The sequence below is a fragment of the Victivallis lenta genome (genome assembly GCF_009695545.1).
Lineage (GTDB): Bacteria > Verrucomicrobiota > Lentisphaeria > Victivallales > Victivallaceae > Victivallis > Victivallis lenta.
In genome coordinates, this window is sequence record NZ_VUNS01000011.1 from 137,989 (window position 1) to 157,075 (window position 19,087).

The window sequence follows — 19,087 nt, forward strand, 5'->3', positions numbered from 1 at the left end:
CATGAAACTGCTCGAAGAAACCCTGGCCGGAATCGAACCGGCGGACAGTGCGTGCCGCGAGGAAGCGCGGCGCTACATCGATACGCTGACCATGCCGCGCCGGGCGCTCGGCCGGCTGCTCGACTTGGCCGAAGAGCTCGCCGCCATGAACCGGACGCTGAAATTTTCTGCCGCGCGCAAGGAGATCGTGTTGATGGCCGGCGACCACGGCATCGTCGCGCAGAAGGTCTGTCCGCAGCCGTCGAGCGTGACGACACAGATGGTCTACAACTTCGTGCGGGGCGGGGCCGGGATCAATGTTCTGAGCCGCGTCGCGCGCGCTCATGTTTCGATCGTCGACATGGGGGTCGCGTCGGATCTGTCCGGACTGGTGCAGGCCGGAGCCGTGATCGACTGCAAGATCGCTCCCGGGACCGCCGATTTTTCCCGGGGGCCGGCCATGAGCCGCGAGCAGGCGGTCGCCGCGCTTGAGGCCGGAATCCGGGTCGCGCAGCAACTGGCGCCGAAGGTCGATGTGTTCGCCACCGGCGAGATGGGGATCGGCAACACGTCGCCCTCGTCCGCGATCGTCGCCGTGCTCTCCGGCCTCACCGACCCGGCGCCGTTCGTCGGGCGCGGAGCCGGGCTCGACCCGTCGAAACTCGCGCACAAGGCGGCCGTGATCCGGCGCGGCATCGAGCTGAACCGGCCGGACCCCGCTGACGGCGTCGATGTGCTGGCGAAGGTCGGCGGCTTCGAGATCGGCGGCATCGCCGGCCTGGTGCTCGGGGCGGCGCGGCTGCATAAGCCGGTCGTGGTTGACGGCTTCATTTCAAGCGCCGGGGCATTGATCGCCGCGGCGCTCTCCCCGGCCTCGCGCGATTACATGATCCTCGGTCACGGCAGCGCCGAACCGGGTCATGTCGCGATGGCGAAGCTGCTCGGCAAGCAGCCGCTGCTGGATCTCGGCATGCGACTCGGGGAGGGGACCGGCGCCGCGCTCGCGCTGAACCTGCTCGACGCCGCGTCGGCGATCATGAATGAAATGGCGACCTTCGAATCGGCCCGGGTGACCGAGGAGGGGCTGAAGTGAGGACTTTTCTCGCCGCCGTCTCGATGCTGAGCGCACTGCCGCTCGGGCGATTCTGCCCGACCGAAACGGAGCTGCGGCGGTCGCTGAATCTGTTCCCGGCCGCCGGGCTTCTCTTCGGGGCGCTCTTTTACGGGATCGGCTGGTGTCTCGCCGGATATTGCGCGCTGCTGCCGGCGGCAATGCTTCTCGCGCTGCTGCCGGAGGCGCTGACCAAGGGACTGCATCTCGATGGACTGGCCGATACGGCCGACGGTTTCCTGTCGGGCCGTTCGCGGGAGCGGAAGCTCGAGATCATGCGCGACAGCCGGACCGGCTCGATGGGCGTCGCGGCGATCTTCGCGCTGCTCGGCATGAAGTTCGCGCTCTTTGCATCGCTGCCGCCGGAGCTGCTGCCGGCGGCGGCAGGGCTCATGATGCTCGGCGGCCGCTCCGGGATCGTGCTCTACATCGGCATGAGCCGTTATGCCCGTCCGGACGGCATGGGGGCGATCTGGTACCGGGAGAAGCCTTTCGCGGGGATTCTGCTCGCTCTCCTGCTGCCTTCGGCGGCAGGCTGGTTTTTCTTCGGCGTTCCGGGCTGCTTTGCGGGGCTGGCGCTTGCCGTGTTCGCGTTCGTCTGGAGCCGCATTACGAAGCGGGTCATCGGCGGCGCGACCGGGGATACGATCGGCTGCTGCGAGGAGCTCTCCGAACTGCTGATTCTGGCCGGGGCGCTGGCCGTATGCTGAAACCGAAGGTCGGCATCAGCGCCTGTCTGCTCGGGCGGCGGGTCCGCTACGACGGCCGGGATAAGTTCGACCCGCTGCCGGCGGAGGTGCTGGCCGGCCGGATCGAATGGGTGCCGGTCTGTCCCGAGGTCGAATCCGGGCTGCCGGTGCCGCGCGAACCGATTCAGCTCGAGGGGGACCCGGCTGCCCCGGAGCTGCGCGGCGTGCGGTCGCATGCGGAGCTGACCGGCATGATGTGCGCCTTCTGCGAACGCCGCGCGGCGGAGCTGGATGGGCTCTCCGGTTTCGTTTTCAAGAGCCGCTCTCCCTCCTGCGGGCTGGCGGTGCCGGTTTACGGCGCGGACGGCGCTGCGGCGGGTTCCGCCCCGGGCTTTTTCGCCGCCGCCTGGCGGAAGCGGTATCCCGGACTGCCCGCCGTCGAGGCCGAGGCGCTGCATGACGAAACATGCCTGCGGCGGTTTCTGGCGGCTTTACAGATCGAGAAGTGAACCGTTCCGCGATTCGAGCAGGAGCCCGAGCGCGATCGGTGCATTGGTCCAGCCTGTGTAGATGCTGCCTGCGCCGCCCTCGTAACAGTCGCCGCCGCCCCATCTCCCGGCATGAAGATCGAACATGCCGCGCCAGCAGCCGTGGAAGAAGGCGCTTTCGCTCCGGTCCTGAATTGAGAGCAGGAGTTCGAGCTGTTTCTCCTTCGCCGCGGCGATCTGTGCGTCTCCGGTCAGTTTCGCCGCCATCTGCAGCGCGAGGAACGACCAGTTGACCGTATAGACCGTATCGACCAGGTGCGTTCCCTTCGGTGCCTCGTAGTGTTCGGCCGGAATGTTCCCGGTCTCCGGGTCGAGCTTCGAGAGGATCAGGTTCGCGGCCCGTTCCGCAAGCGCGCGGTCGGCCGCTTCGCCGAAGGCGCGGAACGCCGTTGCCGCCCCGAGCAGGGCATAAGCGTGCTCGCTGACCGTGAATGCTTCGAGCGTTTCCGCCAGATAGTCGTGATAGCGCCGCACCTGCTCCCGATAGTCCGGGGCCGGTCTGCACAGGAAGGCGCGCGAGAGCGCCATCGCCGCAAGCGACCCCCAGTGCGGCAGTTCGAGCCTGCCGTGCCAGCGCTGCTCGGGGTCGCGCCAGGTGCCGGGCTCCTGCGGGTTCTCCGCGCCGAATGTGCGCCGCATGGCCGGGACAAGCGAGTCGGCCAGTATGAGCGCCCAGTTCCGCAAATCGTATTTCGCATCGAACTCCGGGCTGCGGTCGGCCAGCGCGAGCGGGATGAAGATGCACCAGGCGTTGTCGTCGAAGTAGACCACATCGCGCCATTTGATGTGCGACCAGTTCCAGCTTCCCGCCGGGAACGCCGGATCGCAGCGGTTCAGCAGCCCGCTGCGGAAATAGAGGTAATCGAGCAGCTTCTCCCCGATTCGGCCGGCCTCTTCCGCAATGCCGTACTCCGCCGCAATGCGGAAGAGCAGCGCGGCTTCGAAATTGCAGTCGGCCCGGCGCTGTTCAAGCACATAGCCTTCCGGCTTCCGGCTCCACGCCGGGAACTCATTCAGCATCTTTTCCAGCGCCGGACCCTCCGCAACGCTCAGCCGTTCGGCGACCCCCCAGCCGCCGTCGGCCGGGTCCATGACGCCGGAGCGTTCGAACCACTTGAGATTCCGTCTTGCCGCTTCGGCGATTCGGGCATTCCGTTCCATCGTATTTTGTCTCCTGAATGTTGCTGAATCATTTTAGTTTTATTTTGTTACCATAGCCCCGATAACCGCAAAATGCAAGCCGGCTTCTTGCAAAAACGGGACGGAAGGATTATTTTAGTAAAACGGCAACTGCGGAAGGGGAGGTGTTTCATGGCGAACAAACGGGCGAAACTCAGCGATATCGCGCGGGAGGCCGGCGTTTCGCTGACCGCCGCCTCGTTTTATATCAACGGCAAGGCGAAGCAGTACAAGCTTTCGCCCGCGACCTGCGAGCGGCTCGAGGCCGCCGTCCGCAAGTATGACTACGTGCCGAATCTGTTTGCCCGGGCGATGCAGCAGAACCGGACGTTCCTGATCGGGCTTCTGGTCCGCGACCGGATCAACTCGTCGTTCTGGAGCGACATCATCGCCGGAATCGAAAACGGCATCGCGGCATCGGGCTGTCATCTCGTGCTGGCCGGTTCTCATGTCGATGCGGCCGGCGAGCTTGACGCGATCCGGCAGATGCGTGCCAAGGGGGTGGACGGCTATGTCGTCAGTCCGGTCATCGGCGGTGACGGCGGTTTTCCGAATCTCTCCGAATTGCAGGAGCTCGCCGCCTTCCGCCCTGTGGTCGGGCTCAATGCGGAACTGCCCGGCATTCCGTCGGTCTACAACGACGACGTCATCGGCGGACGGCTTGTTGCCGAGTGTTTCCGGCGGCATGGCCATCGGCGGGTGGCGCTCCTCGGGAGCGGCGGATATTTCGCTCTGCCCCGTTTTCGCGCCTTCGAAGCGTTCTTTGCGGAGCGCGGCATTGCGCCGCTGCGGTTGTCCACCCCGGCCGAAGCGCTGGAGCGGTGCAGCGAATTTTCAGCGGTCTTCTGCGGCAACGACTATCTGGCCGCCGCACTCTGCAGCAATGCCGCCTCCGCCGGAATCCGCATCCCGGAACGTTTCTCCGTGATCGGCTACGACGGACTCGACTGGCTGAAGCTCCTCTCGCCGCGCCCGGGGACCGTCGTTCAGCACAAGGGCGAACTCGGCGAAGCGATTGCGGCCCAGCTCCTGCGGGCGTTTGATTGCGGCAGTTGCGAATCCGTTCGTTTCGTTCCGCAGCTTGAAATCGGCGATACGGTCGGCCCTGCCTGATCGGTCTCGCCGATAGGCCGTGCGGGCCGGCGGGGCGTTTCACCCCCCGGTTCCTCCCGCGCCGCATCAGGGACTTATCCCGAATCATGAAATCGTTCTTCCCGCGTTAAACTCACGCTCGTCCTTCCGGTCAGGCCAGAAACTCCAGCCCGACCACGTGAGCATCCATGCGCTCTCCGGGGCGGAAGCTGCATTTGTAGTTGATGCTGAGGGTCGTTCCGGCCCCCTGGCGCACGACTTTGAACACCGCGCGATGTTTTCCCGCCGGGAGCTCGACGATATCCAGGTTCAGATTTTCCGGTGTGCGGAAGGTTTCGAATTCCGCACGGGCCAGCTCCCGGCCGTCGAGCCAGAAGACCAGCGGGCAGCTCCGGCCGATAGAGATCGGCATTTTCATCGGCTCCTTCGTTATGAATTCCGAAACCAGGTAGAAGACGGCCGGCCCCTGAAAGCCGAACGCCTCGTCCACCGGGATCAGGTCGTCAAACGCATTGATCCTGCCGTGCGGCGCCGGTTCGAAGGTCCCGGCCGCGAGTCCGGCTTCGTCCGGTCCCTGAAGATCGAGCCCGGCCCGCATGTTCAGATGGTAGTTGCGAATCGCCGTGGAGCGGTTCCGGAAGCAGCCGGCCGGAATGTGCTGCTGATACGGTTCTTCGCCGAGCCTGACCTGCGGAACGGTCGCGAAATTGCCCCAGTAAGGCCCGTAGATCCGCCACGGGGTCGCCGCCGCGAATCCGAACTCATAAACCGCGCCGCAGAATTCAGCTTTGATCGGATCGCCGTCGAGAATCCGTTCCGGGTTGAGATGGCGGACCCGGACCGGCACTCCGGCATTGCCGCCGGCAGGAATTTCGACCGTTCCGTCATATTCCAGCGCGAAATTTCCGCTGCCCGTCAGGCGAAGTTCGCCCCGGCGGGTCTGGCCGGAGAGGTTGCAGATGCGGAGCACACATCTCGCTTCTCCTCCGGCGGCGATCGCCGGGAGCCCCTCGTATTCGACTTCGAAACGGAAATCACGTTTGCGGACCGGAAGCCGGAAAGCTTCCACTTCGGCCGGAACCCCGGTCAGCCGCAGCTGCCGGTTCCAGAACCGGCCGGCTTCGGGCCCCAGCCTCGCGATGTCGGCGGCCAGGTCACGGATTCGGTCGGAGCGGCGGTGCACGTCGAAATTAGTGACGTAACCTGTGTCGATCACGCCGTAGTTCCGCTGGAGTGCTTCCGCCCCCATCACGGTGCCGAGGATCGCACCGGCAATGCCGCAGGTGCAATCGGTGTCGAAGCCGCTGTTGAGCGCGATCAGCGTCGCCTGCTCGAGATCGCCGCCGCTTTTGAGCAGAGCCATCAGCGTAATGCCGATGTTCTCGAACATATTCGTACAATCCGGATGGCCGTAGTGGCGGAGAATCCGCTCGTGGACGACACGCCAGTCGGCCTCTTCCCGGCAGAAGCGCCGGGTGTCGCGGACCAGCCGCGCCAGTTTCGACTGCTCCGGAATGACCCGCAGCCCCGCATCGATCAGCCGGTCGATGTCGCTCTCCGCAAAAGCCTCGGCTTCCATCGCCGCGATGAAGGCTTCGGAATAGACCGATTCCGCCGAGTGGTCGATCTGTCCGTCCCGGCGGCAGATGCGCCCGGCCAGCTCCGGATCTCCGGCAGCGAGACACGCCCAGATTTCCGCCCGGATGCAGCAGCCCATGCCTTCATGATAGAAGTGATTGTTGTAGGTTCCCGAGGCCGGCGGATGGATGCCGCGGCGGAAGTTGCGCTTGAAGTAAGCATATTCGCCGGGATTGTAGGGGACTTCGGCGAGGAACGCCTGCGCCAGATCGTCCGCGTCGAAGTCGAGCCCGATCGTTTCGAGCACATTGAGCCAGAGAATCTGCAGTTCGAGATCGTCGTTCGGCTCCGTGATCAGCCAGAATGCGGGATCGAACGCATAATCGAAAAGCTGCTTGCAGCCCTCCAGCGGGGCGCCGATCGACCCGCAGATGCACTTGCCGAGCCAGCAGCCGTAAACTTTATCGAAATAGGTGGCATAATCCATTTGCCGGACGGTTTTTTCCGCCGTATTGTCAGTGTTCATTGTTGATCCTTTCGCCTGTTTTCCGGTTTCTGTCATATCATACACCCGTTTCCGGAAAATAATTGTACGGGATCACCGATAATTTGTACGATTCGACGATATCGGCCGCTTTCCCCGCCGCCGGGAAGGCTGAAATTGTTCGATCGAGTGCAGAAACGATTGCTGAGGCGATTTCAATTATCCGAAATAAACAGCAGGAAGAACGTTCGCGGAGGCAGCCGGAAATCGATCGGGTTGAAGCGGCGATTCGGCAATGTGAAAAAGAAAAGTCTGCTTTGCTGGATACTCTGATCGCATCCAGAAGCAACCTCAATGCTGAATTCCTGAGTGTGCTGAATGAAAAAACAGAACGTGTTTCTGTCGAGATGGAGCGCTTGCCGGCGAAGCGCGATATTCTGAATCAAGAACTGCCGCCGGAAGAAGATTTTTAATAGTCGAGCGATTGAGATTCTTCGTCAGCTGCGTTACGTTTCAGACAATCTGGTAACAGCAAACGATCCGTTTGCGCTTCGACAGGTCTTGCTTGCTGAAATTGAAAGAATTCAGCTGACCCGCGACGGTGATTTCCAAATATACGGCAGTTCGCCTGATTGTAAAGGATGGTACCCGGGACGTGAGACGTCACCGGTGCCGTTTTTTACCTCAAGATTGGCTGCAACAGATTGATGCACAATAAAAAACTATCGTTCTGATCCGATCCCATGCAAGGCATCTTGAATTGTCAAAACGGCACTTTTTGGCACATTTTCATCTTCAAACGGCACAAAACGGCACCATTGAAACGTGTGGTACCCCGGCTCCAATCCTGAAATCAAACAACTGATTTACTATAACTCTTCATGTTCGTCATTGCAAGCCGGTTTTTAATATTTTCTTTTGAAATAATGTAAAATATTATTGACATTCATCATGATCTGTGATAGTTTAAATTGGCATAACAAAGGAGAAAACAATGGCGAAGCGTACCACAGTGCTGTTTCCGAAAACAATTGAGCTGCTGCAGGAGTTCGGCGAGAACCTGCGCTTGGCGCGTTTGCGCCGCAATATCACCTCTGCGCTTCAGGCGGAACGGGCCGGAATCAGCCGGGCTACGCTGTCGCAGATAGAGAAAGGCTCGCCCTCCGTTTCGCTTGGCAGCTATGTGCAGGTGCTGGTTTCACTCGGATTGGAACACGATCTGCTGAAGGTTGCGGCCGACGATGAGCTTGGCCGCAAGTTGCAGGATGCCGGACTATCCGTCCGCAAGCGTGTCACGTCCAAAAGGAACAAGTGAAGATGGAACGAAAAACCGTTTATGTTTACAGTGACTGGCATGCCGATGCGACTCCTCAACTGATGGGTGAATTGCAAATTCAGATTGTCCGAAGGAAAGAGATTTTTGCGTTTGAGTTCAATCCGGCCTGGTTGAAGTCGAATGACACGCGCATCCTCGATCCTGATCTTCAACTGTTCGCCGGTCCGCAATACGCTGCCGGTGACAAGAACAATTTCGGCCTGTTTCTCGACTCGTCCCCGGACCGCTGGGGGCGGCAATTGATGCGGCGGCGGGAGGCGATCCGGGCACGCAATGAAGAGCGTTCACCGTCGCCATTGCAGGAGTCCGATTATCTGCTGGGCGTTTACGATGAAACCCGCATGGGAGCGATCCGCTTCAAGGTATCACCCGATGGAGAGTTTGTCAACAATGACCGGGCGATGGCGGCTCCGCCCTGGACCAGTCTGCGCGAACTGGAAGCCGCCAGCCGTAATTATGAGGATGAATCGCAATCCGACAACGAACATGAGAGATGGCTGTCGATGCTGCTTGCTCCCGGCTCTTCATTGGGAGGCGCACGTCCGAAGGCGAATGTACTCGATCCGGAAGGCAATCTCTGGATTGCCAAGTTTCCGAGCAAGGCGGATTCCGCCGACACGGGAGCCTGGGAAATGGTCGCACACCAACTGGCAAGGCAAGTCGGCCTCCGCCTGCCGGAGTGTCGGCTTGAGAAGTTTTCCAGGAATGGCTCTACTTTCCTGACCAGGCGTTTCGACCGCAACGGCAACCGCCGTATCCATTTCGCTTCGGCCATGACGCTGCTCGGCAAAACCGATGGGGCCGATTATCAGGACGGAACCAGTTATCTTGATATTGCCAAATTCATCATGCAGTACGGCGCTCAGCCTGAAGCCGACTTGCGGGAACTCTGGAAACGGATCGTCTTCAGCATAGGAGTAAAGAATACCGACGACCATCTCCGCAACCACGGTTTCCTGCTGACGCCTCAAGGCTGGATACTCTCTCCGGCCTACGACATCAATCCCAATCCGAATGGCACCGGTCTTGCTCTCAATATCTCGGAAAACGACAATGCCCTTGATTTCGATCTCGCGCGGGAAGTCGCGCCGCTTTTCCGAACTGACACAGACACGGCCGATTCTTTCATTAAGCAGACCGAAGAAAGCATTCTAAACTGGCGTAAGATCGCCGATCGCTGTGCGCTCAGCCGTTCCGCGCAAGACGATATGGCCTCGGCATTCGATTAGATAAGCGATGAATTGCAAAATTATTTAGTCTTATTTGTATTAGATGCAATGTAATTCTTTATCATAACTGCGAGAGGAGAATATCATGGGACAAAAAATTCATAGAGAAATCCAATTGCAACCTCAAGAAGCATTCTGGTTGGATTTGATGCAACTGCCTCACTGCATTGAGCTCGAAAAAGAAATAATACTTGATGCCAAGTTGCAATTGCTATTTTCACCGCCTTATCTCGGTATCGATCTTGAGAAAATTTTTCAAACCACTTTGGAAGATGGCTGGCTACTTCCCATCAATGGGACTCGATTTGCGGTAAAAGAGAAAACGATTTATGTTGAAGTACACGATTCTGTCGCAGAAAAATTAACGATCTTGCAAAAGCAGAAGAAAGAGTTAGAGCGCGAGATTATCCAATTAACAAATTTAATCTGTACACAAAACTCTAAAAGAATCCGTGCCAAAAGAATAGAAGAAAACCAAGATTCAAATTCCTTAAACTCAATTGGTAGTAGTAATATCTCTTATACAAATATTCCATCCATGAGAGCTGCGGATATCAGTACCTTGGAAACTTATCGGAATGAAAAAGCAAATGAACTTCAGCAACTGCAAGTTTCAATCAATCAGTATAAAAATAGTTTAAATTCCTGCCAAATCAATAAAGTTGCTTTCGTTTTTCCGCTTGGATGCAGCGTTCCCAATAATTATGAACAGATTTTAAAATGCCTTTACGTTCATCATAATTATTGTCAAGACAATTGTTGTTCTTACAAGCGAGATTGTGCATATTTGCAGACACTTGCCAATATAAACCTCGGAGTTTCCACATCTGCAGATGTCTTACATCAGCAGAAAGTTTCACTTTATAATCTCTGGCACCAAAACTATCCACATATCAGTGATCGAGCGCAGAAAGCCAAAGAATGGGGAATCGATATTGATCATCCAGAAAAATTGTCAAATAAAACAAGCTATTGTTATCAAATATTTAATAGCAATCCCAATGTCAATCAGGGGTCAATTATATTCAATACGACAAAGAATCAACCTTTTTCTACCGTAAATTTTGGGAGCAAAGGAACTTACAAAATTGCAAACGTTATTTCTGTTGTAAACAACCAATTCCAAGAACTTCCTATAATTCCTGCAAAATTATTAAATCTTGACAAAATTGCTGAAAATCGTGACGTACCAATATGCTTTACTGATAGTTTGGAACTCGCTCGTGTTGCCCCGCAGGCTCTCATAGGCCCTTGCATCTTTACTTCGTACTACGGAGCGCAGTTTGATGGATTTGAAATAGATTTTTATCCTTTCCGCGATCGCACTGTGTATTATGTAATAGTGGAACATTCAGGTTTAACGCGAGAACAGGTGATGGATAGGGTACATGCCAATTACCTGCAGATGAAAGCTCAAGTAAAAAATATCAATTTAAATTTTGTTGAACTCAATGGATTTCGGAAGGAGGAAGATTCTTGGCATTTTTCCATGCAGAGAATTTCAGAACAAAATTTTTGTGAACGTTATTTTTCCTCTTCCGCACCTGATAAAGTAGAACCTCCTTCTGTGTCATTGTCTCGTCCGACCAAAGAATCAAAATCCTCAACACCTCCTTTATTGGGTCCGCTGATTGAAGCCGGTCGTTATATTTTGCTGGTAGGCGGTAAACATAGTGGAAAAACAAAGTTTGCAATCGCGGTTGCTGCGGCAGTCGCCTCCGGAAAAGAGTTAGTGCAGATATTACGTCCGGAGAGAACAATGAAGCATGATGTGCTTTATTTAGATTTTGAGTTGGGAGAAAAAACTTTCGAAAATGATACTCAAAAAATCTTGAAAAATTTCTTTGGTGATGTTGCCAATCATCCGTTTCTTCACATAGAGCACCTGAATGGTCAAGGTATAAATATCCACTCGCCTGACGGAATCGAAAAAGTTCGCAATGTAGTTGAGAAGTATCGAGAAAAGGATTTGAAACTTTTGATCATCGATAATATTACTGCTGTATCCGGCCATGCGGTGGCTGATAATTCAGGCTGGAACCAGTATACCTATCCCTTTATCACCGAGCTGACCAATGCTGGAATGACCGTGATTGTGATTGCACATATTGATGCGGGTTCTCTGCGTGGAGGCAAACAAAAATTTTACAACGGAACGGAATGTATTCTTCTGTCCAAGACACCTGGGAAGAAAATTCCCAAACAATATTGGATTACGATAGAGCGCCCATATGTCATTTCCAAATATCCATACGCAGAACATCACCCGATGACGATCTGCATAAACGAGGAAAATGAACGTGCTAAAATAAGTTTTGACAAATCTTATTTAGAAAATATTTTATCTAATAAATCCATCTCAGCTCATGACTTGGGATTCTGGTTTAATGTTACTCAGAAAACAATTCGAGAATGGCAGAAAAAACTAACGTGAGGCCGGTTACTTCTCAACCGTAAACACGTTTATTTTGATCTGAGAAACGTTTATCTTTACCGGAAGAACGTTTATTCTTCAAAGATAAACGTTCCTTTCTTGTTTTTGTAATAAAATGTTTATTAACAAGTAATTGCATTCGTTCGTGCGTAGTTTTGACTGCTATAAAAGTACAGTTCTTCCATGTTTCTTGCGTATATAAAAAATATTCTTTGATATTTATTGTTTTAGCCAGTTTGGTGGATTCGAGAATAAACCTCGAATCCACCAAACTGCAATATGCTTTGGGGCTAGATAATCATTTACTGTTATTCTACTTCTTCGCTTGTTAAAATAAATCTGATAATATCGGAATTACGATATCTGACGCTGGTGCCGACCATCTTCCGCTTGAATGGGAAATAGCCTTCCCGCTCAAGCCGTTTAAAGTTGGCAAGACTGATACCGAGCATGGTTGCGGCTTCGGTCTGGTCAACCAATTTAGGAATTACCGTCGGCAACGGAGTTCCTTTGTCAGCCAGATGTTTGAGCTGAGCGATGATTTCCCGGTATTCCGGAATCGTAATCAGATTGGATTCAGTCAGTGGATGAAGTAATTTTCCGATGAGGCGGACGGTCTGATAGCGGATGGGATTCTGATCCATGTATGCGCCCCTCCTTTTGAGCGCATACGATTGCGGTCTATGAATATTTTTTTACCTTTGACTCTGCATTATCTTATACGATTCCCTAACTGTAAAATTCCCTCCATTCTGCATTGCCGACAGTCGTCTTATGAAAAGCCGTGGAAATGCGAGCGACAGACAGCTATCTCCAGTTCGGTTATTAGAAATAGCGAAATAATATCCAACATATAAGCAGCAGTATTTGATCTCCACACTCAGATGACAGCCAGAATAAACAATCCATATTCCCGGAAGTTGATTTCTGATGATTGTTCGAATCCATCATGAGAACAATTACTGAACAGAAATCAACCATACTATATTCAACAGGAATTTACTCGAAGGAAGAAACCATGCCGAAAAGACACCATCACACGGAAAGCCGGTTAAACAATTTATCCGTAAATGCCGATCCGGAACATCCTGTTTATCGTGAAGCAGCCACCGAGATTCAAAAACGATTGCGATATATGACCGAGAAACACAGCCAGGTATTTGTGGGGCATTTGGAGTTTCGTTTCCCTCCTGAAATGGAACCCCAGAATGACAATCGGCATATTTCCAATGCGGTACGCAAATGCCGGATGAAGTTGAAGCGGGAGGGGATCGACGCCCAGCTTGTCTGGGCACGGGAACAACGTAATTCCGCTCAACCGCATTATCACTGCTACCCGATCTGTGACGGCAATAAAGTACAGCATGTTCAGCGGGTGGCCGGATTCTTCAATGAGATCTGGTCCCGTGAGATTGACGCATCTCCAGAATCCAATTATGTACGGTATTGCCCTCCGAAGGAACAGGCGGACAACGATACCGGCATACGGATTCGCCGTCATGGTTCAGATGCGGAAACGCAACTGCATAATGCCTCACACTGGATGAGTTATGCCGCGAAAGTGAATGAAAAAGAGAAGACACCGGAGGGATGTCGGATGTTCGGATTTACGCATATACCGAAGGCATGATTGAAACGGCTGTAAAAAAATACAGAGAATCTGCTATGATATGAGAGTCCGGCAGGGGCCGGCTGATGATAATTGGATTACCGGCTCGTGTGCGGTAAAACGCACCGGCCGGACATCCCCAAAAATCTTTTTATTTTTGGAACAACAATATTATGACAGGCATCCTCCTGTCGTTTACTCATAACACTCCAAATGAGGTAAAATCATGACCAACGCAGAACTGAACACATTTCTCGACCTGGAATGGCACTGTGCCGCTTTTACGCCGGAAGAAGCATCCGTTTCAGCGCCCTTATCCCCGAAACAGTGGGCGCGCATTCTCTCACGGCATCCGGAGCTTCAGGAGTTTTGTCCGTTTGCGGAGTTCACTCCCGGTGACTGGGTTGTCGTCCTTGAAAAACAACTGCCCTTTGCATGGCGCTGCTCCTGCTGGAAAGATTTCACCCCGCATCAGTGGCAGCGACTGTTACGGCACCAACCGACTTTGCTCCATTACTGTGAAATACCGGATCATCCGGCTGTGCGGAGTGGGTTGCTGGCGAGTGACTGGCCTTTTGAAAAAGAGATCGATACGAGTGATTTTACGCTCGGTGACTGGTTCTGGACCGTCAAGCATAATCCGAGCACGTGGTTTCAATGTCCCTGCCGGGAACAGTTCACGAAACCGATGTGGTGGAGCATCCTGTACAGTTCAGCCGACCTGCTGCCGGATTGCCCATGCCTTGACAAATTCAGTGACGAAGACTGGCGTCGTCTTAACATCATTCCGAAATTAAAGGACCGGATACGTACTCGTGAACAATTCCGGAAATTGATCGACCTGACCAGGTATCCGTTCCGCAATTCCAGATTCGACGAATGATCCATCCGATATTCCGGCATGAATCGAAAAAAGAGATACGCGTCGTTGCTGCGTATCTCTGAAGTCTTCAGTCATCTACGCCTTGAACCGCAGATGACATTTCGGACAGCGATACAGACCGATTACATTTTCATCGATCAGTTTGCCAGCCTGAGCGCCGATCACACCCCCAGAAGTGATTCCCCAGAGGAGATTCAACACGGCTCCGGCTGCCGCACCGATGGTCGTGCCGACAACTCCCAACGCACTTCCGGCACGTGCACCGCGAACCATGCCGACAATCACGACAGCTCCTCCTGCGGTAATCCCGGTTGCGGTTCCAACCGTACTGGCCTGATGAAGCGGGTTCGCAATCGAAGCACAATTCGGACAAAAGACTTTCGCCATAGTAACGACTCCTTCTTTCAAGTGATAAAACCGGCGACCGAAGCCGCCGGGGTGCATGATACTCCGGAAATCGCACCACTTTTTTCCGGAGGGCGTACCAGGGCAGAGCGCCGTGGACTACTTCCAGAGTTCCGCCGGTTTGCCGTCCAGTCCAAACAGTCGGGTCAGGCTGCGGTAGCACTGGTCGGCACGGGCGGGACTGTACTTTTTGGCGGTTTCGGTGAAGGCGTTCAACAGGCTCCACCGGGTCGGCTCGACGAACTCCTCATGCCGGGGATGTTTGAACTCCTTCCAGACGGTCAGAATATCACATGACGGAATCGCCTGACGTTCCGCCGCCACCACCAGCGAAGCACGAACTTCATCATCATTGAGTTCATCGATCTTCAACTCTTCTGCTACGTTTTCCAAAGTCAAAAACTCCAGCTCCAGAGCGTTCACTGCTTCCAGAACCAGACCGTTCAGTTCGATCCGGGAGGTGTGACGCCGTTTCAGAACCATGCTGCCACCAAGACATAAATTGCTGCAGCAAATGACCGAGAGCCCCGCCGCCAATCCCACCGCCAGCGTGCGATCATGGCTGTTGCGGATGCCGATACAGCGCGACCACTCCGTGCTTGAAGTCCGATTGATCCGCATGACCCCAAACATCCGCTGACCGTCACGGGCCAGACCGTATTGCTCGTCGAGAATTTGCCAGTTGTGCGCCTTGACCACATCGGTTACGGCGTCGATCACCTCACAGTGCGGTACCGGTTTCCAACTCGCGGTAGCGGTCGGCGTCGGAACCATTGCGATCTCGTCACGCCCGACGAACTTCCCTTCACTCATCATCAGTCCCATGATTTCACCTCCATTTCTTTAAATGCCACTGTCTGCAACGGTCTCGATACGGACACTCCGCACAGGCGAATGATGTTTCATTCGGCAGGAACACGCCTTTGTTGATCGCGTACTGCGCCCGGTTCGCCAGCGCCTCGAAGCGCCGGAAGTCGTGGAATCCGCGACTGGTGTAATGACTCTCACAGCCCGGATTCTTTGTCTTGGTGATGACATCGAACCGAAAGAGTGGAGCCGTTCCGTTCTGTTTCTCGTAGGCATAGCTGAACACCGTTGCCTGAAGATCGCGGTCGGCTTTCCCGGCTGGCCAGCGGTTCGCGGAGGTTTTCCAATCCACGATGCAGACATCCCGTCCATCCTGAACCAGTAAATCCCATTCACCGATCAGGGGCTTGTTCAGTCCGGGAACGTCAATCTTGAACGCTTGTGCCACACCTTTGACCGTGTAGTAATCCGACCAGTTCGCCAGCGCCGCATCCAGCATCTTCGTTGCAAGGTCGATCACCGTATCGAAGTTCTCGCCCTCCTTGTAGATCAGGTTCGGGGTAGCTTCGGCTTCGATCTTGAACGCCTCTTCAAACTGTCCGACGATCTCATCACGGGTCAGCGAACCGCCCATCATGCACTCCCACGCCTGAGCGGTCAATGCCGAATGGAATGCCTTGCCGAATGGCAAGCAGACCGAAGTCCGTTCAACCTCGGCCTGATCCACGTACCGGTACATGAATTGCGCCTGACAGATATTGAGGTACGTATTCAACGCCGAATACGACCAGTGCGGTTCCTGCCGCAGTTTGTCGATGGTCGCCATTACGCCGCCCTCCATTCGTCGATCTGATCCGAACACTGCTGCCGGGTCAGATGCTGGATGTCCGGCACCTGAAACCGCGCCGCGATCTGCTGCGGAGTGATGCCGCGCTGCCGGGCAAGGTCGAGCAGATATGAGAGCTGCTTCGGACTCGCCGGAGCCTCATTCTGACGTACGCCAGACCTGCTGCGTTGAGAACCGTTTCGCGGCGCTCCGGCAGCCGGACGACCGCCGTAATTCGCGGGGCTTTTTCCATGTAATTCGGCTTCGACGGAATTCCGTACCAGATCGAACGTTTCATGAATACGGGTCTGCAACTGATCTTGCGTGAGACCATCCGGCAGCTCCACTTCGACTGACGCATGATAGCTCTGGCTCGAATATTCCTCACCAGCCGGAACCTTCTTTGAATATGACGCATTGAGTTTCAACATTTTTTCGATTTCCTATTGAAATATTTTGTATTTACGTTATATTGATACCGACGAAGGAGGCGCGAATGAATTTTGAATGGGATGAAAATAAGGCGGCAACCAATCAGCAAAAACATGGAATCACTTTTCAGGAAGCTGCAACGGTATTTCAGGATGAAGATGCGCTGCAGATTTTCGACCCCGACCATTCGGAGGGTGAGGACCGTTTCATCCTGTTGGGAATGAGTTCCATTTTGCGGATTTTAGTGGTCTGCCACTGTTATCGCGCCAATGACGATGTGATTCGGATCATTTCCGCACGGAAAGCAACCCGGAACGAAAGTTCCACCTACAAGAGGAGGAAATGAAATGAGAGCGGAATACGATTTTTCCAATGCAGTCAAAAACCCTTATGTGAAGCCTCGGAAAACTGCGGTGACAATCCGGCTTGATCCGGCGACCGTGGAGTATTTCAAATCGCTGGCAAGCGAAGTGTCACTGCCGTATCAGACGCTTATCAATTCGTTTTTGACTGACTGCGCCAAGCGCAAGGTAAAACCGAATATCAAATGGAGTTGATGAATTTCAGATTGCCATTCTGATCCGCTCAATGGCGCGTTTCGCCTGAATGAAATCCCGCTCTTTCTGCTTTTGCGCAAGCTGAACTTCTTTGACCTTGCGTACCAGCAAGGTCGATTCGTCCAGAGCGAGTTTGAGTTTATTCCGGAACGTATCGATGGTATTGTAGAGTTCATCCAGCGGATTGGTTTCGGGTTCATGGTTCGGGGCGACCGTCTGCACCTGAGCTGACACCACTTTGTTTTCGACGTTTTCCATTTTGTTTGTTTCCTTTTCTGGTTGATGTTTGGGTAATATGTGAATCGGCATCGCAATATACCGGCCGCTGCCGCCCTCGGCGATGACCGGTATCCTGCCGTCCGAATGCGCCCGGAACTTCGTGTAGCCCTGCTGAAGCATCCGCAGCAGGATATATTTGTTAAGTGCCAGCACCGCACGGGGCTGAACACCGATTACCGTTGCCTCCAGCCGCAGTTCCATATCCGGGAAGTTGTTCGGAACCACGGCCACGCCGCCCGGAACCACGTTCAGCTCGACAGCGTGAAACGGCGGACTGTCGGGAACCGTTTTCAGGAACGTGATGATCCGTTCCGGCTCGTGAATCTCGATCCGGTAATCCAGCGTCTTGTCGGCGGGAATCACCTGCTTCCAATCGGGAAAGTTGCCCGGCAATGCCTTGCCCTGCCACTGGAAACCGCCGATTACGATACGGAACAGCCGCTCATTCCGGCTGCGCCAAAGGTGCAGCGTTCCAGCTTCTTCCGGTCGAGCGGTCAGCAGCGCCAGCGGAAACGGCAGCGTCATATCTTCCGGGATTTTCAACGGACACGGCAGGTTGAGCAACTCTTTACCGTTCGTTGCGGTCAGGCCGTCACGGGAGAGGTTGATGCCTCGCAACACGAGCCGTGCTTCGCGCAGATCCACCACCGGAGCCGCCAGCGCCAGCAGGTTGCCGAAATCCGGCGGCAGTTCGACCGTCACCGCGTCATCCGGGACAACCTCCGTTTCCGGCCAGTCGAGCCGCTTACCGGTCACTTCGACCTCGCCGCCGCGCGTGGAACGGATCAGTTCACGCAACGCCTTATACTCGACCGCAAAATCCTCCACATCCTCGGCCTCGCCAGTCACTTCGACCGTGACGGATTCCACTCCGTCAGTCGCAGTCAGCCAGACCTGTTCCCCGACGCCGAGAAACCGCACCGACCGCTGAACCTCCACCGGAGAAGTCTGCGACACCACCTTGCCGAGCACCTTCAACGCTTCTTGCAGCACACTCTTTCTGATCTTCATTTTCATTACCTCCGTGATGTTAAAACATAACCGGCCCCGGCAGTCTTACGACCGCCGGAGCCGATAACGAACAGGATTGTTCTGATTGCACGAAGGTAATATATAAGTGAAAATCCGTTGAACTACATGAAGCGGAAACTGCTTTCTTGATAAATAACGCCGTGTGCAAGTTTTATTGGTAAAAAACGAAAAAGAGCATGCTTGGGCTATTAATAGCCGAAATATCGATTAAGTTAGGTTAGCTACAACCAACTTAGAAAGGTATTCAAGCATGCTCACGGAAGACTATATCACCGAAGTGTATTGTTTCATAGACAACATGATGAAAGAATGTTGGAAAAATATCAGGAAGCGTGGTCCAGGTCCGAAATTATCGGATGCGGAAGTAATAACGATGGAAATTGCGGGAGAGTCGCTGGGGATGGATTGCGACAAAACCATTCACCGTTACTTTCGAGACCATTGGCGGCACTTGTTTCCGAACCTTGGAACTCGAACCACCTTTTTGCGACAGGCGGCCAATCTTTGGAGAGTCAAGCAGGAAATTCGGAGAATTCTGCTCACCCGTCTTTTGCCGAATGGCAGCCAAATCAGCATTGTTGATGGGTTTCCGATGCCG

General features: G+C 54.3%; 20 protein-coding genes and 1 pseudogene. 13 read left to right on the forward strand and 8 right to left on the reverse strand.

All coding sequences use genetic code 11. From position 1 onward, the window contains the following. Position 1 precedes the first annotated feature (1 nt). From cobT to FYJ85_RS11705, 3 genes are read left to right on the forward strand one after another with little or no spacing between them, the layout of a single operon-like run. Positions 2-1,072: a nicotinate-nucleotide--dimethylbenzimidazole phosphoribosyltransferase gene (gene cobT / locus FYJ85_RS11695; RefSeq protein WP_154418703.1), complete on the forward strand. Its 1,071-nt coding sequence runs from the start codon at positions 2-4 to the stop codon at positions 1,070-1,072. Further along, positions 1,069-1,800, forward strand: a complete 732-nt coding sequence (gene cobS / locus FYJ85_RS11700; protein WP_154418705.1) for an adenosylcobinamide-GDP ribazoletransferase — start codon at positions 1,069-1,071, stop codon at positions 1,798-1,800. The genes cobT and cobS overlap by 4 nt, the downstream gene beginning before the upstream one ends. Beyond that, positions 1,794-2,288 (forward strand): 2-thiouracil desulfurase family protein, encoded by a 495-nt coding sequence (locus FYJ85_RS11705; RefSeq protein ID WP_106054375.1) that lies wholly within the window; start codon positions 1,794-1,796, stop codon positions 2,286-2,288. Before cobS ends, FYJ85_RS11705 begins: the two co-directional genes overlap by 7 nt. Here FYJ85_RS11705 and FYJ85_RS11710 read toward each other — a convergent pair. Next, positions 2,271-3,488 carry a hypothetical protein gene (locus FYJ85_RS11710; protein WP_154418707.1) on the reverse strand — a complete coding sequence of 406 codons (1,218 nt, stop codon included), beginning with the start codon at positions 3,486-3,488 and terminating at the stop codon, positions 2,271-2,273. The genes FYJ85_RS11705 and FYJ85_RS11710 overlap by 18 nt on opposite strands. Positions 3,489-3,638: 150 nt before the next feature. Between FYJ85_RS11710 and FYJ85_RS11715 the strand changes: the two genes are divergently transcribed. Then, positions 3,639-4,619 carry a LacI family DNA-binding transcriptional regulator gene (locus FYJ85_RS11715; RefSeq protein ID WP_158704145.1) on the forward strand — a complete coding sequence of 327 codons (981 nt, stop codon included), beginning with the start codon at positions 3,639-3,641 and terminating at the stop codon, positions 4,617-4,619. 130 nt (positions 4,620-4,749) lie between these two features. On the opposite strand, the gene FYJ85_RS11720 is transcribed toward FYJ85_RS11715, so the two are convergent. Continuing rightward, positions 4,750-6,702, reverse strand: coding sequence for an ADP-ribosylglycohydrolase family protein (locus FYJ85_RS11720; protein WP_206213131.1), 1,953 nt, complete (start codon positions 6,700-6,702; stop codon positions 4,750-4,752). 62 nt (positions 6,703-6,764) lie between these two features. On the opposite strand from FYJ85_RS11720, the gene FYJ85_RS11725 reads away from it, so the two are divergent. The 4 genes from FYJ85_RS11725 to FYJ85_RS11740 all read left to right on the forward strand — a co-directional run bounded on the left by FYJ85_RS11725 (position 6,765) and on the right by FYJ85_RS11740 (position 11,659). After that, positions 6,765-7,133 (forward strand): hypothetical protein, encoded by a 369-nt coding sequence (locus FYJ85_RS11725; RefSeq protein ID WP_154418711.1) that lies wholly within the window; start codon positions 6,765-6,767, stop codon positions 7,131-7,133. A gap of 521 nt (positions 7,134-7,654) precedes the next feature. Then, entirely contained in the window at positions 7,655-7,975 is a 321-nt protein-coding gene (locus tag FYJ85_RS11730) for a helix-turn-helix domain-containing protein (RefSeq protein ID WP_106051547.1), read from the forward strand. Positions 7,976-7,977: 2 nt separating this feature from the next. Then, a complete protein-coding gene (locus tag FYJ85_RS11735; RefSeq protein ID WP_154418713.1) occupies positions 7,978-9,225 on the forward strand; it encodes a type II toxin-antitoxin system HipA family toxin in 1,248 nt (415 codons plus the stop codon). An 85-nt stretch (positions 9,226-9,310) separates the two neighbouring features. Next, positions 9,311-11,659, forward strand: a complete 2,349-nt coding sequence (locus tag FYJ85_RS11740) for an AAA family ATPase (protein ID WP_154418715.1) — start codon at positions 9,311-9,313, stop codon at positions 11,657-11,659. A 308-nt stretch (positions 11,660-11,967) separates the two neighbouring features. Here the strand turns inward: FYJ85_RS11740 and FYJ85_RS11745 are convergent, their stop codons facing one another. Further along, entirely contained in the window at positions 11,968-12,303 is a 336-nt protein-coding gene (locus tag FYJ85_RS11745) for a helix-turn-helix transcriptional regulator (protein WP_154418717.1), read from the reverse strand. Between the two features lie 374 nt (positions 12,304-12,677). On the opposite strand from FYJ85_RS11745, the gene FYJ85_RS11750 reads away from it, so the two are divergent. After that, entirely contained in the window at positions 12,678-13,289 is a 612-nt protein-coding gene (locus FYJ85_RS11750; RefSeq protein ID WP_206213132.1) for a YagK/YfjJ domain-containing protein, read from the forward strand. A 205-nt stretch (positions 13,290-13,494) separates the two neighbouring features. Then, entirely contained in the window at positions 13,495-14,151 is a 657-nt protein-coding gene (locus FYJ85_RS11755) for a hypothetical protein (protein ID WP_154418721.1), read from the forward strand. A 75-nt stretch (positions 14,152-14,226) separates the two neighbouring features. Here the strand turns inward: FYJ85_RS11755 and FYJ85_RS11760 are convergent, their stop codons facing one another. The 4 genes from FYJ85_RS11760 to FYJ85_RS11775 all read right to left on the reverse strand — a co-directional run bounded on the left by FYJ85_RS11760 (position 14,227) and on the right by FYJ85_RS11775 (position 16,620). Beyond that, positions 14,227-14,538: a hypothetical protein gene (locus tag FYJ85_RS11760; protein ID WP_154418723.1), complete on the reverse strand. Its 312-nt coding sequence runs from the start codon at positions 14,536-14,538 to the stop codon at positions 14,227-14,229. A gap of 117 nt (positions 14,539-14,655) precedes the next feature. Further along, positions 14,656-15,381, reverse strand: coding sequence for a DUF932 domain-containing protein (locus FYJ85_RS11765; protein WP_154418725.1), 726 nt, complete (start codon positions 15,379-15,381; stop codon positions 14,656-14,658). A gap of 4 nt (positions 15,382-15,385) precedes the next feature. Continuing rightward, positions 15,386-16,189 carry a RecB family exonuclease gene (locus tag FYJ85_RS11770; RefSeq protein WP_206213133.1) on the reverse strand — a complete coding sequence of 268 codons (804 nt, stop codon included), beginning with the start codon at positions 16,187-16,189 and terminating at the stop codon, positions 15,386-15,388. Beyond that, positions 16,189-16,620 carry a hypothetical protein gene (locus tag FYJ85_RS11775; RefSeq protein ID WP_154418729.1) on the reverse strand — a complete coding sequence of 144 codons (432 nt, stop codon included), beginning with the start codon at positions 16,618-16,620 and terminating at the stop codon, positions 16,189-16,191. Before FYJ85_RS11775 ends, FYJ85_RS11770 begins: the two co-directional genes overlap by 1 nt. Positions 16,621-16,685: 65 nt before the next feature. Between FYJ85_RS11775 and FYJ85_RS11780 the strand changes: the two genes are divergently transcribed. Then, positions 16,686-16,967: a BrnT family toxin gene (locus tag FYJ85_RS11780; protein WP_154418731.1), complete on the forward strand. Its 282-nt coding sequence runs from the start codon at positions 16,686-16,688 to the stop codon at positions 16,965-16,967. Between the two features lies 1 nt (position 16,968). Further along, the gene (locus FYJ85_RS11785) at positions 16,969-17,178 is read left to right on the forward strand and encodes a BrnA antitoxin family protein (protein ID WP_106052074.1); all 210 of its coding nucleotides are present in this window, start codon (positions 16,969-16,971) and stop codon (positions 17,176-17,178) included. Positions 17,179-17,184: 6 nt separating this feature from the next. Here FYJ85_RS11785 and FYJ85_RS11790 read toward each other — a convergent pair whose 3' ends face one another. After that, complete coding sequence (locus tag FYJ85_RS11790) at positions 17,185-18,468, reverse strand: hypothetical protein (RefSeq protein WP_154418733.1); 1,284 nt, start codon at positions 18,466-18,468, stop codon at positions 17,185-17,187. A gap of 271 nt (positions 18,469-18,739) precedes the next feature. On the opposite strand from FYJ85_RS11790, the pseudogene FYJ85_RS11795 reads away from it, so the two are divergent. Next, positions 18,740-19,087 (forward strand): annotated as a pseudogene (locus FYJ85_RS11795) (IS982 family transposase); the annotation flags it as partial.

Coding starts and splice junctions, on each gene's coding strand:
- cobT (WP_154418703.1), top strand. CDS start 2: ATGAAACTGCTCGAAGAAACCCTGGCCGGAATCGAACCGGCGGACAGT.
- FYJ85_RS11705 (WP_106054375.1), top strand. CDS start 1,794: ATGCTGAAACCGAAGGTCGGCATCAGCGCCTGTCTGCTCGGGCGGCGG.
- FYJ85_RS11710 (WP_154418707.1), bottom strand. CDS start 3,488: ATGGAACGGAATGCCCGAATCGCCGAAGCGGCAAGACGGAATCTCAAG.
- FYJ85_RS11715 (WP_158704145.1), top strand. CDS start 3,639: ATGGCGAACAAACGGGCGAAACTCAGCGATATCGCGCGGGAGGCCGGC.
- FYJ85_RS11720 (WP_206213131.1), bottom strand. CDS start 6,702: ATGAACACTGACAATACGGCGGAAAAAACCGTCCGGCAAATGGATTAT.
- FYJ85_RS11730 (WP_106051547.1), top strand. CDS start 7,655: ATGGCGAAGCGTACCACAGTGCTGTTTCCGAAAACAATTGAGCTGCTG.
- FYJ85_RS11735 (WP_154418713.1), top strand. CDS start 7,978: ATGGAACGAAAAACCGTTTATGTTTACAGTGACTGGCATGCCGATGCG.
- FYJ85_RS11740 (WP_154418715.1), top strand. CDS start 9,311: ATGGGACAAAAAATTCATAGAGAAATCCAATTGCAACCTCAAGAAGCA.
- FYJ85_RS11745 (WP_154418717.1), bottom strand. CDS start 12,303: ATGGATCAGAATCCCATCCGCTATCAGACCGTCCGCCTCATCGGAAAA.
- FYJ85_RS11750 (WP_206213132.1), top strand. CDS start 12,678: ATGCCGAAAAGACACCATCACACGGAAAGCCGGTTAAACAATTTATCC.
- FYJ85_RS11755 (WP_154418721.1), top strand. CDS start 13,495: ATGACCAACGCAGAACTGAACACATTTCTCGACCTGGAATGGCACTGT.
- FYJ85_RS11760 (WP_154418723.1), bottom strand. CDS start 14,538: ATGGCGAAAGTCTTTTGTCCGAATTGTGCTTCGATTGCGAACCCGCTT.
- FYJ85_RS11765 (WP_154418725.1), bottom strand. CDS start 15,381: ATGGGACTGATGATGAGTGAAGGGAAGTTCGTCGGGCGTGACGAGATC.
- FYJ85_RS11770 (WP_206213133.1), bottom strand. CDS start 16,189: ATGGCGACCATCGACAAACTGCGGCAGGAACCGCACTGGTCGTATTCG.
- FYJ85_RS11775 (WP_154418729.1), bottom strand. CDS start 16,620: ATGTTGAAACTCAATGCGTCATATTCAAAGAAGGTTCCGGCTGGTGAG.
- FYJ85_RS11780 (WP_154418731.1), top strand. CDS start 16,686: ATGAATTTTGAATGGGATGAAAATAAGGCGGCAACCAATCAGCAAAAA.
- FYJ85_RS11785 (WP_106052074.1), top strand. CDS start 16,969: ATGAGAGCGGAATACGATTTTTCCAATGCAGTCAAAAACCCTTATGTG.
- FYJ85_RS11790 (WP_154418733.1), bottom strand. CDS start 18,468: ATGAAGATCAGAAAGAGTGTGCTGCAAGAAGCGTTGAAGGTGCTCGGC.